The following is a 17,141-nucleotide window of genomic DNA, read 5'->3' as shown; positions in this document are numbered from 1 at the left end:
CATTATTATATGTATCATTAGATTAAACACAACGTTAAACATCAAAAAAACCTGCTCATCTGAGCAGGTTTCAAGTAGGTTAAATGTAAATGTTTGTAAATTATTTTACCGACACAAATTCTGGATAAGCACCTACACCACAGTCATGCATGTCCATACCTTCTAGCTCTTCGTCTTCACTTACACGAATACCGATTGTCGCTTTAAGTACAGCCCATACCGCTAGACTCGCACCAAATACCCAAGCAAAGATTACTGCTGCACCGAATAGCTGCGCGCCAAATGTTGCATCTGTATTGCTTAGTGGCACAGCCATTAGACCGAAGAAACCACATACACCGTGAACTGAGATAGCACCTACTGGGTCATCAATCTTAGCTTTGTCTAGAGCAATGATACTGAACACCACTAGTGCACCAGATACTGAACCAATTGCCACTGCAAACAGAGGTGATGGTGATAGAGGGTCAGCCGTGATTGCTACTAGGCCAGCCAACGCACCGTTAAGGATCATAGTTAGGTCCGCTTTACCCCAAGTTGTCTTACATACTAGTAGTGCTGCGATTGCACCCGCTGCTGCTGCTGCGTTGGTGTTAAGGAAGATTTGACCCACTGCTGTTGCGTTCTCGAAATCTGAAACCATCAGTTGAGAGCCACCGTTGAAACCGAACCAACCAAACCAAAGGATGAATGTACCTAGTGTAGCAAGTGGCATGTTTGAACCAGGAATTGGGTAGATTTCACCGTTTTTACCGTATTTACCTTTACGAGCACCAAGTAGTAGAACACCTGCTAACGCTGCTGCTGCACCCGCCATGTGTACGATACCTGAGCCTGCGAAATCACTGAAGCCTGCTTCTGATAGGAAACCACCGCCCCAAGTCCAGTAACCTTCCATTGGGTAAATAAATGCTGTTAGTACTACAGAGAAGATTAGGAATGACCAAAGCTTCATACGCTCAGCTACCGCACCAGATACCACAGACATTGCGGTTGCAACGAATACTACCTGGAAGAAGAAGTCTGATTCTAAAGAGTGGTCTGCGCCTTCACCTTGAGTACCAATCAAAGTACCAAATGATGGTAACCAACCGCCTTCGCCGTTATCGACATACATAATGTTGTAACCAACGACTAAGAACGCAGTACATGCAATCGCGTACAAGCAGATGTTCTTAGTTAAAATCTCTGTGGTGTTCTTTGAACGAACTAAGCCAGCTTCTAACATTGCGAAGCCTGCTGCCATCCACATTACCAACGCACCTGAAATGAGGAAGAAAAAAGTGTCTAGTGCGTAACGTAGTTCCGTTACTGTTGTTGTAAGTTCCATATTAAAGTCTCCAGTCCTTGTAATTCTTTAAAGTGCTTCTGCATCCATTTCACCAGTACGGATTCGCACGGCTTGGCTTAGGTCATACACAAAAATCTTACCGTCACCGATTTTGCCTGTGTGTGCCGCTTGGCTGATCGCTTCAACAACTCGGTCAACGTTTTCAGCTTGAGTCGCAATCTCTAGCTTCACCTTTGGCAGGAAGTCGACTTGGTATTCTGCACCACGGTATAATTCAGTGTGTCCTTTCTGACGACCAAAGCCCTTCACTTCAGAGACCGTCATACCTTCAATACCCACATCAGACAGCGCTTCACGTACGTCATCTAATTTGAATGGCTTAACAATGGCATTTATTAGTTTCATATTCGTTCCTTAAATTCTTCACTAATTCCGTTAATTCTCTTATTACAATCCAAGTAGTGTGCCAAAAAGTTAACTTATTGATTTTTAATAAGATGAAGATGATAAGGTACTCATAACAAAAAAGGTCGCACCAATTTGGTGCGACCTTTTCACTATCTTAATGCGTGACTCTATTATTGCTCCAGTTTTGGGCAACTGAGTTCTAAGCTCTTTTATAACAACGGTTAGTAACCTAGAAACTCAATCCAACGCTCGATTAGCAGCTCGAAGTCGTCAATTCCACAACTTGCCTGGCTCTCACAGTTGTAGAAGTCGAACTCGCTGCCCTCTTCCATCTCTTGATCATGACCCAATACGTTTTCTTGAATCGTTACTTCATCTTCATTGATCGCTAGGCTGATCTCTTTACCAAGTAACGTCACTTCATTGCTCAGATCCTGTCGTGATTGCTCAATAAGCGCCATCACATGATCCAGTTTCTGCTTATCTTTACCGATCTCTTCTTGTAACCAGCGGCCAACGATCTCGTGCCCCATGCTGCATTTCACGTAGTACTCACCCATTAGAGTGTTTCTTGTAAATTCGAATTCCATAGTGGCTCCACGCAGTAACTGCAGACAGGGTTAAAAATGAGGCGAGAGTATATAGCGAAGTGATCAATAGATCGAGTCACTCATAGCCCAGTATTCGGACATAAAAAAACGCCTACCGAAGTAGACGCTCTATCATTTGGGTTCCTCTAAATAGTTGGAGTGGCAGCTAGGCGACAAGTACGTTCATCCCTATGAGCATAGAAGCTCTATGCGATTAGGGCGGCCGGCGATCCGGTGAACGTACGCAGTCAACAACGCTGACGCTACAAATATGACGAGGAACTAGGCTGGTTCTTGGAAAATAACCGTATCGGCTTTTTCCGTGTACTGACCCATTTTGTGGAAGTTCAGGTAACGGTATGTATCGGCCGCCGTTGCGTTAATCTTATCTGCGTACTCTAGGTACTCTTCCTTCGTTGGGATGCGACCCAAGATTGCACCAACAGCAGAAAGCTCAGCAGACGCTAGATAAACGTTAGCACCTGTACCCAAACGGTTCGGGAAGTTACGAGTAGACGTAGACATTACTGTCGACTTGTCTGCAACACGCGCTTGGTTACCCATACATAGTGAACAACCCGGAGTTTCGATACGAACCCCTGCACGACCGAAGATGCCGTAGTAGCCTTCTTCTGTTAGCTGGTCTTTATCCATCTTAGTTGGCGGAGCCACCCATAGACGAGTGCTTAGCGAGCCGTTGAACTCTTCAAGCATCTTACCTGCAGCACGGAAGTGACCGATGTTGGTCATACAAGAACCGATGAACACTTCTTGGATCTCTGTACCTTGAACGTCAGAAAGAAGACGAGCATCATCTGGGTCGTTTGGTGCACATAGGATTGGCTGATCGATGTCAGCAAGGTCGATTTCGATAACGTGAGCGTATTCCGCGTCTGAATCAGCAGACAGCAACTCAGGGTTCGCTAGCCACTCTTCCATAGCTGTAATACGACGCTCGATAGTACGAACATCACCGTAGCCTTCAGCGATCATCCACTTAAGCATAACGATGTTTGAGTTCAGGTACTCTTCGATAGACTCTTGAGATAGCTTAACAGTACAACCTGCCGCTGAACGCTCAGCAGACGCATCAGAAAGCTCGAATGCTTGCTCAACAGATAGGTGTTCAACACCTTCGATTTCTAGTACGCGACCAGAGAATTCGTTGATCTTACCTGCTTTCTCTACTGTTAGCAGGCCTTGCTTGATGCCGTATAGAGGGATCGCATGTACTAGGTCACGTAGCGTGATACCTGGCTGCATTTCACCTTTAAAACGAACCAAGATAGATTCAGGCATATCAAGAGGCATAACACCAGTTGCTGCCGCGAATGCTACCAGACCAGAACCCGCAGGGAATGAGATACCTAGAGGGAAACGAGTATGCGAGTCACCACCTGTACCTACAGTATCAGGTAGAAGCATACGGTTTAGCCATGAGTGGATAACACCATCACCAGGGCGCAGTGAAACACCAGCACGGTTCATGATGAAATCAGGTAGCGTGTGGTGCGTGTTAACGTCAACTGGTTTCGGGTATGCCGATGTGTGACAGAAAGACTGCATCACTAGGTCAGCAGAGAAGCCAAGACACGCAAGGTCTTTAAGCTCATCACGCGTCATAGGGCCAGTAGTATCTTGAGAACCTACTGTCGTCATCTTAGGCTCACAGTATTGACCCGCGCGAACGCCTTCAACACCACATGCTTTACCAACCATCTTCTGAGCTAGTGTGTAGCCTTTATCAGAGGCAGATGGGTCAACAGGCTTAGCGAATAGGTCTGTTTCTTCTAGACCAAGAGAAGCACGAGCACGACCTGTTAGGCCACGACCGATGATAAGTGGAATACGACCACCAGCACGAACTTCATCAAGCAGTACTTTGCTTAGCTCAAAGCTAGAGATCTCTTCACCGTTTTTACGTACAACGCCTTCGTATGGGAAGATGTCAATAACATCGCCCATGTTCATGTTTTGTACGTCTAGTTCGATAGGTAGTGCGCCTGAGTCTTCCATTGTGTTGTAGAAGATTGGAGCAATTTTACCACCTAGACAAACACCGCCAGTACGCTTGTTTGGTACGTAAGGGATATCTTCACCCATGAACCAAAGTACTGAGTTCGTTGCAGACTTACGAGAAGAACCGGTACCAACAACATCACCTACGTAAGCAAGCTGAATGCCGTCTTTTTGAAGTTCTTCGATTTGAGCGATAGGCCCAACCGTACCTGGTTGATCTGGGTTGATGCCATCACGTTCCATCTTCAGCATCGCTTTTGCGTGTACAGGGATATCTGGACGTGACCATGCATCAGGTGCTGGAGATAGGTCATCGGTATTCGTTTCACCAGTGACTTTGAATACTTTTACTGTGATTTTTTCAGCGACTTTGTCTTTCGCGGTGAACCATTCAGCATCAGCCCAAGATTGAAGGACTTGTTGCGCTGATTCGTTACCAGCTTTTGCTTTCTCTTCTACATCGTAGAACGCATCAAACATCAGTAGAGTATGAGATAGTGCTTTCACAGCGATTGGAGCAAGCTCAGCATCATCAAGTAGAGATACTAGAGATTCGATGTTGTAACCACCTTGCATAGTACCAAGCAATTCTGCAGCTTTTGCTTTGCTTACTAGTGGAGATGCTACTTCACCTTTAGTGATAGCCGTAAGGAAGCCCGCTTTTACATAGGCAGCTTCATCTACGCCTGGTGGAATGCGGTTTTCTAGTAGGTCAAGAATAAACTCTTCTTCACCTTGAGGTGGGTTCTTCAGAAGTTCAACTAGGCCAGCTACCTGCTCAGCATCTAGTGGTTTTGGAACAACTCCTTCGGCAGCACGTTCTTCGACGTGTTTACGGTAGGCTTCAAGCACGACTTTTTTCCTCTCATTGCGGTTCACTTCTCACCTTCATAATTGTTAGTAAAATAAAGAAGTGAACATCCTTGGAAACTTGGCTCTCCATTGCCATTTTTGTCATTCAATTTGTATTGATGAGCGGCGTCATAGAGGCCAAACTGTGGGCGGTAGAATAGCAAATTTAACGTTAAATTAAAATCTTATCATTTTGACCAACATAGCAAGTTAAGACGAAAGTCCCACTATTTTTGCCTATTTACGCACTAAAATGACGACTCTACGCATGATTATTTGTAAGACGTACCAACAATCAAGTAAACCGAATCGAAGTTATCTTCCGTACGTCCATAAGCCAAGATGATTGGCCCAATTGGGGAATCGACACCCGCGAAAACCGAACCTGCGGTATACATTGGTGCTTCATTAAGCTTCAAATCATTGTTCGACCAAACGCCACCATGTTCGATAGATGCGCCTATATAGAACGGCGACTCAAAGAGACCGAAGTCATTCTCAAACCACTTATAGCGATAGATCAGACTAGTGTACGCTAAGTTCTGACCGATCAAGCTGTTTCTCGGGATACCAGACAGGTTCAAGAAGCCGCCGAGCTCTTTCGGATCGATAGGAAAAACTGAGTTCTTGCTCTCTACAATGCCGTAATCGACTTTTCCGACTAAAGTATGCTTTTCATAGCTTTTTGCAGCCATTAGATTGGCTGAAAACTCATAGACGGTATCACTTCCTGAGGCTAACTCATCATCTCCAATCGAGCTGTTATTCTCAAAGTCATCATGAGAGACAAGGTACTCTAAATCAACGAAGTAACCCTCGGTTGGCAAACTGAAGTTGTCTAAGGTATCCAGTCGATAACTGATGAAACCGCCAACGCGATTGTAACTACCACCACCCAGTGAAGGTAACGAAGCTACTTCTACATCACCATCGGTATAGCGAACACCAAACTTAAGTTCTTGCCATAAAGTAGGTTGATAACCTAACGCCACTTCACCTATGTATTCGCTGTATGACATCGGAACATAATCTTGAGTTACGTCTAACGTAGGCTCCTCAATCTCATCAATCCCGGCTGGTAGATTTCGATTCTCTTTGCTGTAAACAATCGAAGCAGAGGTAAATAATTTCTGACTTGAGAAGAACGGAGAGTAAAGTTCCGCTTCAATTCGTTTATCCGTACCCATTTCAATATTGGTTCTCAACTCAGCACCATGCGAGTTGATGTCGGTGAAGTTCGCTGAAACACCGAGCGAATATTGACTCTCGGTAGAGAAATCGTCTTCAAGGAAGAATCGAAAGTTGAGGTAATTAGGCCCCCAAGACTTTTCATCCACATTCACTGTAAGTTGATCTTCACCGTCAACGTTTTCGAATTCATATGTAACCAACTCAAAGCGATCCAATGCATAAAGGTCTTGGACTTTCGCTTCAATTTCACTGGTTTTGAGAACCTTGCCTGAATTAAGATTTAAGCGATTTTCAAGCAGCTTATCTGAGTAGTGGGTGTTGTTGTTGATCACCACCTTATCAACCACGGTTTTATCACCGTGTTTCAGCTGTCTGCGCGCCTTTTGTTTGTCTTCGATATAGTGCTGGTAATCAGCATTCGAGAGTGACAACTTAGAAAGTTCAGCAGAGTGCTGCTTAGCAGACTCGTAACCGGCTTCGTAAGCTGATGGCATTTTATCGAATTCAGTGGTTTCCATTTCTCCAACATCAGGTTGGAGGAATACATCATTGTCTGTAAGTGTTTCAGCTTGTTCCTGAGTACTACGCTGAACAAGATAATTGGAGAGCTGGTCGGCTGCAGCTAAAAAGGTCGTAAAATCCTCTTTGCCTTTGTAGTTGGTACTGATATCAACCGCAATGATGATATCTGCGCCCATCGTTCTTGCGACATCAACAGGCATATTGTTGGTTACGCCACCGTCAACTAGCATTCGCCCATCAACTTCATAAGGCGGAAGAGCACCAGGTACCGACATACTTGCCATCATTGCATCGACAAGGTGGCCATGGTCAATCACGACTTCTTCAAGTTCAATAATGTCGGTTGCGACTGAGCGATAAGGGATAGCAAGATGATCGAAAGAGTCGAGTGGTGACAAGTTGCCTGTGGTTTCACGCAGAATACGCAGCATATTCTGACCTTGTACCACGCCTTTTCTGGCTTTGATTTCTCCCCAACCTAAACCAAGATCGGTATTCAGTTGGTAGCGGTCTTCATACTCTTTATCTCGTACACGACGATCGCTACGGTTTACACGATCACGGTAACCGCGATTCCAATCCACCGTATAGATAAAGCTTTCAATCTCGTCTGCGCTCATCCCTGTCGCATAAAGACCACCAACGTATGAACCCATACTGGTACCGGTAATGTAATCAACCGGGATTTGCATCTCTTCGAGCGCTTTAAGTACGCCAATATGAGCGGCACCTTTTGCGCCGCCACCTGCGAGTACAAGAGCGACAGTTGGCCTCTTATGAGCTTGTTCTAGTTCCACATGCTCTGATGAATCAACCTGTGCCGCAGTCGCTGCGAACAGTTGAAAACTGATCACAGTACCGACCATACCTAAGCCGCTCACTAACCAACGAGAAATCATTATTCAAACTATCCTTGTCATTGTTTCTGTTATGACTTTACCATTGAAAAAGCTTCTTTAGCCACTGTTTTGGTTGACTTTCACAGCCCTTTTTAATGTTTCCATTTTCATCCCAAACCGGCAATTTAACTGTGCCATCACAGTCAAACTCCAACGCACCGTCAGAGGTGCGAGTGAAACTCGCAGTGGCGATTCCGGTTGGCCATGGCAATAGTAGCTGTTCAGGCGTTCTCTGCTTCAAGTAATCAGCGTAGACACGCAATGCACCACTAGAACCAGTAAGCTTAGTTGGTTTATTATCATCACGCCCAAGCCAGATGGTTGTTACTTCGCGCCCATCAACACCTACAAACCAACTGTCGCGGCTGTCATTACTGGTACCTGTTTTACCGGCTAGTCCAGCCCATGCAAACTGGTTCTGAAGGAATCGACCTGTACCTTCAGATACACCGCGTTTCATTGCGTAAGTGGTTAACCAAGCAGCTTGCTGATCAACGCGCTGCGATACGCGAGGGATAGATTGGTATAAAACCTCACCGTCACTATCAACCACAGAACGAAGCGCAGACAAAGGTGCAATACGACCTGAGTTGGTGATGGTCTGGAACATCTGAGACACTTGGAACGGTGTTAGAGAGAACGCCCCCAAAAACATCGATGGCACTGGGCGAATCTCATTTTTATCGACACCCAATTTACCTATAGTATCGGAAACCTTATCAATCCCTAACTGCATCCCTAGACGTACCGTTGGTACGTTATAGGACTTAGACAATGCCACGTATAAAGGCACTTCGCCGCGGAACTTACGGTCGAAGTTTCTCGGACTCCATACACTGCCCTTACTGCCTTTCAAGCTAAGTGGCGTATCCATCAAGGTCGTTGCCAATGTGTACTTTTCAGGCTGCTCAAGTGCGGTTAAATAAACCGCCGGTTTCACCAAAGAACCGATAGGGCGACTTGCATTCAATGCACGGTTAAAGCCGTCGTAACCAGTACGCTTACCACCAACCATTGCTCGGATTTCACCGGTGTTTCGATCTACCGCGATCGCTGCAGCCTCTAATTTGTCACCAGCCGTTTTCGATAATTCAGGTACCTTGCGAGCAATCGACTTCTCAAGCTTGTCTTGGGAAACCGGGTCCAAAGAAGTGAAAACGCGTATCCCTTTCTTCGCTTGGAACCTATCACCAACGTACTTTTTCAGTTCGATGTTGACCTGTTGGAAATACGCAGGCTGACGGCTGGCAATGCGCGGATTGTCTTGAATGTCCAAATCACGGCTTGCTGCTTCTTCATATTGTCTTGGGGTCAAAATATCTTGTTGCATCAACAAGCGCAGAACCAGATCGCGTCGAGTTTTAGCGCGCTCTGGGTAGCGAACTGGGTTGTAATACGATGGCCCTTTCACCATACCCACCAGCAAGGCTAACTGGTCAATACGCAATTCTTGAATCGGTTGGCCGAAATACAAACGCGAAGCCAAACCAAAACCGTGAATCGCTTCACCGCCATTTTGGCCAAGGTAAACCTCGTTTAGATAAGCTTCTAGAATGCGGTCTTTGCTGTAACGATGATCCAAGATAAGCGCGATATAGGCCTCACGAATCTTACGCCAAAGCGTACGTTCACTAGATAAGAACAGGTTTTTCGCGAGCTGCTGTGTCAGTGTACTACCACCTTGTACAGTACGCCCGGCCTTGACGTTCACCACCATTGCACGAGCAATCGCCAAAAGTGAAACCCCATCGTGCTGGTAGAAGTTTCTATCTTCCGTTGCGAGCAAGGCATCGACCATCACTTCAGGGAATTGGTTACGTTTGAGGAATAGACGTTGCTCATCATTGCTTTTCTCAAGCATACCCAACATCTTAGGTTCAACACGCAAATACCCCATGTCGCCTTTCTTCTCTAGCGACTGAATACGAGTTAACTCGTTACCATTGAAGTGCAGCATCACGTGACGATCGGCTTCCGGCCCATCGACAAACTCGAACGGACGGCGAATCACCTCAATTTTAGTTGATGAAGAGGAGTACTCACCAGGATGACGAGGAGAGCTCACCTTACGGTAATTCAGCACATCCAGTTCATTCTTCACCTGAACAAGGCTAACCTGAGTACCAGGAGATAAATCCAACACACGCGCATAAACGACCGTTGGTAAATCAAATAACTGGCCCTCAAAGCGCTGCTTCACTACAGAGTCTAGGTAGATACCGACAAACAACAGTAAGGCAGCCAGTGCTAAGCCAGCCTTCCACGCGATGCCCCATAGGATCTTTAACCAACCTCTGTTGCCCGTCTTTTTCGCTTTCGACTTGCCTTTCTTAGCGGCCGCTCTTGGCTTTCTTGGTTTCGCTTTGGTCGCTGGTGACTTCTTTGCTGGCGCTTTTTTAGGTGGTGCCTTTTTTGGCGTTAACATTTTGGTCATCATCGGTTCAACTGTCGTTTGGTTTTAGTGGTTGCAACATGGTTAGCAGGGTCATCGGGCCAAGGATGTTTTGGGTAACGGCCTTTCATCTCTTTTTGCACTTCTTTGTACGCGCCAGCCCAAAAGCCAGCTAAATCCTGAGTAATTTGTAATGGACGCTGTGCAGGAGAAAGTAATTCAAGCACAACCTTTTTACGCCCTTGGGCTATCAATGGTGAGTCTTGCTCACCAAAGACCTCTTGCATTCGAACCGAGATCACGGGTTCAGATTGATACTGGTATCGGATCGCCTTTTTACTGCCCGTAGGCATCACGTAATGGGTTGGCAGCCACTGGTCAATCTCTTGATTTAGAGGCCAACCGAGATACGCCGACAGTGCCTGCTCAATCGAAACGTTCGCCAGCCCTTTCGCAGATTTAACGCCATTCAAATACGGCAACAACCAAGCATCAAGATGTTCAACTAGGCTCGCGTCGTCCATTTCTGGCCAATCATGCTCCGGCATCCAAAGTTGAGCGCAGCGCACGCGTTCAACAAGTTGCTTCGCCGATAGCGTCCAATGTAAACGGTCCAGTCCACATCGAGCGATGTAATTCGACAGCGCTTGACTAATCTGACTTGCATCAGGCTCAGGTAAAGCCTTGGTACTGATAACCAGTTTACCCAAAGTAACTCTTTGCTCTGCGACTAAGCGGCCTCGTTTTTCGTCCCAGTCAGCATAATCTGAACTAACAAAAAGCTTAGGGAATGCTTCTTCTAACTGTGCAATATCAACGGGCGTCGCTAAGAAAATCTGACTAGCACGCCCAGTGCTACGCATCAAATCAATCACCACGATATACACATTGTTCGCCAACGGATCATCATCGCGCACCTCTGCACCATGGCCGTTAGCTAGCAGAAAAGCATTGCTGTTGGCACTTCTCGCTTGAGCTATTCGATCTGGGAATGCAAAACAAAGCACCAATGGTAGCAATGATTCGTCAAGTTGTGACAAATCTAAGTGATGATTCAGTTTGCTAGCGAGATTTTTCGCTCGCTGAGTCACAACGCTATTTTTCGAGTGCTTTCTTTGTTTTAGCCTATGGAGTGAATGCTGAATATCCGTGACATTGCGCTCTGGTTCTTCCAATAAAGCGGCAGCAACAATAGCAACATTCAACAAGGCCTGACTGCCCTGCTGCGCTTTAATCAGCATGCTTGCAATTCGCGGCTCAAGACCTAATCGCTGAGCTTGCTTACCTAGCGGAGTAAATTGACCATGAGTGTCTAATAAATCAAGGTTTTGCAGCAATTGCTTAGCTTGCTCAATAGAGGCTCGTGGTGGAACATCGAGCCATTGCAGTTCATCCGCATTTGCCGCGCCCCATTGGGTCAACTCTGCCACCAGCGAGGAGAGGTCTGAATGGAGAATTTCAGGTTCAGGTACAGCAGGTTGCTGCATTAACTGCGTTTCGCTGTACAAACGAACACACAGCCCTTCCTCCATTCGTCCAGCACGACCCGCACGCTGCTCAGCGGAAGACTGTGAGATCTTGACTTGCTCAAGCTTAGTGATACCGGTTTTCAAATCAAACTTAGCGACTCTTTCAAGCCCTGAATCGACAACTAGTCGAATGCCTTCGATAGTCAAAGAAGTTTCCGCGATATTGGTGGCCAATACCACTTTGCGGCGTCCTTTCTCCGATGGTGCAATCGCTTTCTGTTGCTGAGAAAAGTTAAGCTGCCCGTATAAAGGGCACACATCGATATCAGTCGCTAAGTTCTCTAGTTGAGTTTCCACCTGCTTTATTGCAGATACTCCAGGTAGGAACGCCAATAGTGAGCCCGACTCCTTCTCCATCAGAGAACGAATCACGTTAGCCATTTTAGGCGCCAAGTAATCATTAGTACCCAAAGGCTGGTAACGGAATTCAACCGGAAAGGTGCGACCTTGCGACTCAACATACTTAGCCTCTGGCAGCAAGGATTGCAGAGCTTGCTGATCTAAGGTGGCCGACATCACTATCACTTTCAGATCATCACGTAGCGCTTCTTGGATCTCCAAGCTAAACGCCAATGCCGTATCCGCATGAATACTGCGCTCATGGAATTCATCGAAGATCACCATATCGACCCCGGTCAGTTCTGGGTCGGTTTGGATCATTCTGGTCATGATCCCTTCGGTAACGATCTCTAAGCGAGTTGCACTGCTGGTTTTAGATTCACCACGAACTCTAAAACCAATGCTCTCCCCGACCTTTTCACCTAACTGGCTAGCTAAATATGTCGCGATGTTTCTTGCCGCCAATCGCCTAGGTTCAAGCATGATGATTTTGCCTTGAACGGCATTGGTCTTAACCAGCTGTAAAGGGAAGAACGTTGACTTACCCGCACCGGGAGCCGCTTTAAGAATAAGTTGAGTATGTGTTTCTACGCCAGCGAGCAGATCTGGCATCACAGCTTCTATGGGCAGTTGTGGCAATGGGAGAACCTTGTGGTGTAATGTTGGCAACATTGTACATAAAAACCTACCCGTCTAAATAAGTAATATGCAGTTCAATCCGCCATTAGAGTCAGCGACTCTTATCAAACGCTACAAACGTTTCCTCACTGATATAAAACTTCCCGACGGCAGCGAGCGTACTATTCACTGTGCCAATACTGGAGCGATGACAGGATGCGCGACTCCGGGTAACACGGTGTGGTATTCAACCTCCGATAATGCAAAAAGAAAGTACCCAAACAGCTGGGAGATCTCAGAAACGGACAAAGGTCACCGGATTTGTGTAAATACTGCGCGAGCAAACCAGCTAGCAGTGGAAGCAATTGAAAATAGGACTATAGTTGAACTCTTAGGTTATAACGCGTTACGAACCGAAGTGAAGTATGGTAGCGAGAATAGTCGAATTGACATTCTGCTTGAAGATAACGAAAAACCGCCTTGCTATATCGAAGTAAAAAGCGTCACCTTACTCGATGAACAAGAGACCTCAACTGAAGGGCAAGGTTTTTTCCCTGATGCGGTGACAACCAGAGGCCAAAAACATCTGCGTGAACTCACAGAAATGGTCGAATCTGGAAATAGAGCCGTACTTTTATTCACTGTTTTACATTCAGGTATTGAAAAAGTGTCTGCGGCACACCATATAGACGCCAAATATTCGTTATTACTAAAACAAGCACAAGACGCTGGAGTTGAAGTGCTTTGCTACAAAGCAGAGCTCAGCAGTACTCAAATACAACTAAAACAATCTGTTGAATTTATCAATAACTGAACAAAGATGTTGAACAAATCACATTGATTGCAAGTTTGAATAAGAGTATTTGCCACCATTCGTTCTTTCTGCTATAGATACCCGCCTTAAAATTAGCTGCTTTGCAGTTGACTAGGTGTAAATAGGAGATGCTGTATGCCAGAATCTAAGAAAAAAGCGCTAGGCATCCTAGCCATCGCAGGTGTTGAACCGTACCAAGAAAAGCCAGGTGAAGAATACATGTCACCTGAGCAAACGGAACATTTTACAAAAATTTTAGCAGCTTGGCGCAACCAGCTCAGGGAAGAAGTTGATCGTACTGTGCACCACATGCAGGACGAAGCAGCGAATTTCCCAGACCCAGTTGACCGTGCTTCTCAAGAAGAAGAATTCAGCCTAGAGCTACGTAACCGTGACCGTGAGCGTCGTCTAATCAAGAAAATTGAGAAGACACTAGACAAGATCGAAGAAGATGATTTCGGCTTCTGTGATTCTTGCGGTATCGAGATTGGCATTCGTCGCCTTGAAGCTCGTCCAACTGCTGACCTTTGTATTGACTGTAAAACACTTGCAGAGATCAAAGAGAAACAAATGCAAGGTTAATACTTGCGGATGTAAAGAAAGGGAGCTTTGGCTCCCTTTTTTGTTTGCTGACTAAGCGAGATACCTTAGATAGTAATAAGCAGTGTTAAAACGAGAGCTAAGCAGCAACAGAACTCACTGCATGCAACAAACACATTAAACGTCTTAAGAATCGGCTACTGCGGTACCCTCTGGATTAGGTTGTTCACATATGAATTATATCGGGCGCTTTGCACCATCACCGTCAGGTCCTCTTCATTTTGGCTCACTGGTTGCCGCTCTTGGCAGCTACTTCCAAGCAAAGTCTCATCAGGGACAATGGTTAGTCCGCATGGAAGACCTGGATCCGCCAAGAGAGATGGCTGGCGCTGCAGATCTGATTCTTAAGACGCTTGAGGCTTACCACCTATTTTGGGATGGCAAAGTCGTTTATCAGAGCCAACGTCACGACCTGTACCAAGCGCAAATTGATCAATGGGTGGCTGACAACCAGGCCTACTACTGCCAATGCACGCGCAAACAGATAAAAGCCTTGGGTGGCTTCTATAATGGCCATTGTCGACAGGCTGGATTAATTGATACGGGCGAGCAAGCCGTGCGTTTATGTATGGATTTCCCAATCGAGTCATTCGACGATGTTCGCCACGGCACCATTCAAATCCCTAAAGCATTGGCTGAAGAGGATTTCATCATCAAACGCCGCGATGGCTTGTTTGCTTATAACTTAGCGGTTGTCCTTGATGATATCGAGCAAGGCGTAACTGAAGTGGTGAGAGGAGCTGATCTCATCGAACCTACGGGCCGCCAAATCAGTCTTTATAAGACACTGAAACAAAACACAGTGAGCTATTTGCACTTGCCGTTAGCGACCGACGCATCTGGCAATAAACTATCAAAGCAGAACCACGCTACCGCTATTGATCTCGATAACCCTAAACCAACACTGCTCAATGCCATGAAGTTTTTGGGTTTTGAGGTTCCTAAGGCCGTTTGTGAAGCGTCAATCGATGAGATTTTGACATGGGGCTGCCAGCAATGGAACGTTGATCAATTACCTGATAGTTTACAAAAACAACACTGCAATTAGCTCAAAACTAACGGCAAATAGTACAAACGACACACAAAAATGCCATAACCAACCACTGTGGTTAAGCAGACGATGTTCTCAAATGGCTCGCGCTAAGCTATTATTAGCCGCAATTAAACTCTGCACTACCACTTTGGACTAAGAGAAAAACAAAGTTGGCGATACCTACTTTGTTCTAAACTAATGAATACAAACGACAATACCCCAAGCGAACAACGCGGATTCCACGAACTAGCACTGAATATTTATACTCGCCAAGAGCACAATATTTCACGTAAGCAGATCAGCGATAACGCACTAAAAGTACTATATCGCCTGAATGGTGCGGGTTTTGACGCATTTTTAGTCGGTGGTGGTGTCCGTGATATCTTACTTGGCTCTCAACCAAAAGATTTCGATATTGCGACCAACGCTACGCCAGAGCAGATCAAGAACCTTTTCAGAAACTGCCGCTTAATCGGCCGTCGTTTCCGCTTGGCACACATCATGTTTGGTCGTGACATCATTGAGGTGGCAACTTTCCGAGGTCACCATCAAGAGTCATCTAAAAACGTATCTGCACAATCGAAAGAAGGCATGCTATTACGCGACAACGTGTACGGCAGTGTTGATGAAGATGCCGAGCGTCGCGATTTCACGATCAATGCGATGTACTACAACATTGCAGACTACAGCATCCACGATTACGCAAGTGGTGTAGAAGATTTAGAAGACAAGCTAATCCGTCTAATTGGCGATCCAGAAACACGCTACCGTGAAGACCCTGTACGCATGCTGCGTGCAATGCGTTTCTCGGCGAAGCTGGATTTCGATATAGAAGAAGACACCGCCGACCCAATTGAAGGCCTGGCGCACCTTCTAAAAGACATTCCAGCAGCACGTCTTTACGAAGAATCTCTAAAACTACTTCAATCAGGCTATGGTCTAGAAACCTACCACCTGATGCGTGAATATAACCTATTCCAGCAGATGTTCCCTGCGGTAGCAGAATACTTCACTGAAGATTACGACTCACCGACTGAGCAAATGCTTGATTTGGTGCTCGACTCTACCGACCTTCGTATCGAAGATGGTAAACGAGTAAACCCTGCATTCATGTTCGCCGCGATTCTTTGGTATCCAATGAACAAGCTGGCAGACAAGCTTGTTGCCGAGCAAGGTATGGCGCACTACGACGCGATCATGGAAGCGAGTAACATCATTCTTGACCAGCAAGTAAAATCTATTGCTATCCCTCGTCGCCACACAGCAACCATTCGCGAAGTTTGGCAACTGCAACTGCGACTACCTCGCCGCAACGGTAAACGTGCCGTTCGCCTAATGGAGCTCAACAAGTTCCGTGCTGGCTACGATTTCTTAGAGATGCGTGGCGAGATTGAAGGTGGCGAGACAAAAGAATTAGCGAAATGGTGGGAGCGTTACCAGACAGCTGGTCGCAATATGCGTCAAGCAATGGCTAACGATGTAGCAGCGCCATCAAAGTCAGGTCATCGTCGCCGTAAGACTTACCGAAACAAAAAGAGTAAGCAAGCCGAATGATAACTGCTTATATTGCGGTCGGCAGCAACCTTGCCGACCCAGTTAGCCAAGCAAATTTGGCTATCGAAACGCTAAAAAGCCTACCGCGATCAACGTTTATTGCGACCTCTCAGCTATATAGTAGCACTCCAATGGGGCCGCAAAATCAACCGGACTACATCAATGCGGTAGTCGCTATCAAAACCGAATTAACGCCTATTGAACTGCTTGATTGCACTCAAAAAATCGAGTTAGAGCAAGGGCGTGTCCGTAAAGACGAACGTTGGGGACCAAGAACCTTGGATCTCGACATCGTGTTGTACGGCAATGAGGTGATCGATTCAGAGCGCTTAACCGTTCCTCATTACGGAATGAAAGAACGAGAGTTTGTACTCTACCCGCTTGCTGAAATCGCACCAAGTTTACAACTCCCTGATGGGACTGAGCTGACAGAACTACTGAAAACTGTAGATAAAAACGGGCTCAATGTTTGGCAGCAATAGCCAAGCGC

At 46.1% G+C, this 17,141-nt stretch carries 12 protein-coding genes; 5 read left to right on the top strand and 7 right to left on the bottom strand.

What is annotated here, in order from left to right; all coding sequences use genetic code 11:
• Window positions 1-100: 100 nt before the first annotated feature.
• From L0991_00585 to hrpB, 7 genes are all read right to left on the bottom strand, one after another.
• Complete coding sequence (locus L0991_00585; protein XGB62581.1) at window positions 101-1,330, bottom strand: ammonium transporter; 1,230 nt, start codon at window positions 1,328-1,330, stop codon at window positions 101-103.
• 27 nt (window positions 1,331-1,357) lie between these two features.
• Window positions 1,358-1,696, bottom strand: coding sequence for a P-II family nitrogen regulator (gene glnK, locus L0991_00580; protein ID XGB62580.1), 339 nt, complete (start codon window positions 1,694-1,696; stop codon window positions 1,358-1,360).
• 224 nt (window positions 1,697-1,920) lie between these two features.
• Window positions 1,921-2,289, bottom strand: coding sequence for a YacL family protein (locus tag L0991_00575; protein ID XGB62579.1), 369 nt, complete (start codon window positions 2,287-2,289; stop codon window positions 1,921-1,923).
• Window positions 2,290-2,571: 282 nt separating this feature from the next.
• Entirely contained in the window at window positions 2,572-5,160 is a 2,589-nt protein-coding gene (acnB, locus tag L0991_00570) for a bifunctional aconitate hydratase 2/2-methylisocitrate dehydratase (protein XGB62578.1), read from the bottom strand.
• Between the two features lie 272 nt (window positions 5,161-5,432).
• The gene (locus L0991_00565; protein XGB62577.1) at window positions 5,433-7,772 is read right to left on the bottom strand and encodes a patatin-like phospholipase family protein; all 2,340 of its coding nucleotides are present in this window, start codon (window positions 7,770-7,772) and stop codon (window positions 5,433-5,435) included.
• Between the two features lie 37 nt (window positions 7,773-7,809).
• Window positions 7,810-10,209 carry a penicillin-binding protein 1B gene (gene mrcB, locus L0991_00560; GenBank protein ID XGB62576.1) on the bottom strand — a complete coding sequence of 800 codons (2,400 nt, stop codon included), beginning with the start codon at window positions 10,207-10,209 and terminating at the stop codon, window positions 7,810-7,812.
• Window positions 10,206-12,644, bottom strand: coding sequence for an ATP-dependent helicase HrpB (gene hrpB / locus L0991_00555; protein ID XGB63828.1), 2,439 nt, complete (start codon window positions 12,642-12,644; stop codon window positions 10,206-10,208). Before hrpB ends, mrcB begins: the two co-directional genes overlap by 4 nt.
• A 94-nt stretch (window positions 12,645-12,738) precedes the next feature.
• Between hrpB and sfsA the strand changes: the two genes are divergently transcribed.
• The 5 genes from sfsA to folK all read left to right on the top strand — a co-directional run bounded on the left by sfsA (window position 12,739) and on the right by folK (window position 17,133).
• The gene (gene sfsA / locus L0991_00550; protein XGB62575.1) at window positions 12,739-13,464 is read left to right on the top strand and encodes a DNA/RNA nuclease SfsA; all 726 of its coding nucleotides are present in this window, start codon (window positions 12,739-12,741) and stop codon (window positions 13,462-13,464) included.
• A 135-nt stretch (window positions 13,465-13,599) separates the two neighbouring features.
• Complete coding sequence (gene dksA / locus L0991_00545) at window positions 13,600-14,046, top strand: RNA polymerase-binding protein DksA (GenBank protein XGB62574.1); 447 nt, start codon at window positions 13,600-13,602, stop codon at window positions 14,044-14,046.
• Window positions 14,047-14,236: 190 nt separating this feature from the next.
• A complete protein-coding gene (gene gluQRS, locus L0991_00540; GenBank protein XGB62573.1) occupies window positions 14,237-15,112 on the top strand; it encodes a tRNA glutamyl-Q(34) synthetase GluQRS in 876 nt (291 codons plus the stop codon).
• A gap of 183 nt (window positions 15,113-15,295) precedes the next feature.
• Window positions 15,296-16,651 carry a polynucleotide adenylyltransferase PcnB gene (gene pcnB, locus L0991_00535; protein XGB62572.1) on the top strand — a complete coding sequence of 452 codons (1,356 nt, stop codon included), beginning with the start codon at window positions 15,296-15,298 and terminating at the stop codon, window positions 16,649-16,651.
• Window positions 16,648-17,133 carry a 2-amino-4-hydroxy-6-hydroxymethyldihydropteridine diphosphokinase gene (gene folK / locus L0991_00530; GenBank protein ID XGB62571.1) on the top strand — a complete coding sequence of 162 codons (486 nt, stop codon included), beginning with the start codon at window positions 16,648-16,650 and terminating at the stop codon, window positions 17,131-17,133. The genes pcnB and folK overlap by 4 nt, the downstream gene beginning before the upstream one ends.
• Window positions 17,134-17,141 lie beyond the last annotated feature (8 nt).

It is taken from the genome of Vibrio chagasii (assembly GCA_041879415.1).
Lineage (GTDB): Bacteria > Pseudomonadota > Gammaproteobacteria > Enterobacterales > Vibrionaceae > Vibrio.
The sequence above is the reverse complement of the archived record's forward strand: the minus strand, read 5'-3'. Positions and strand labels throughout refer to the sequence as shown.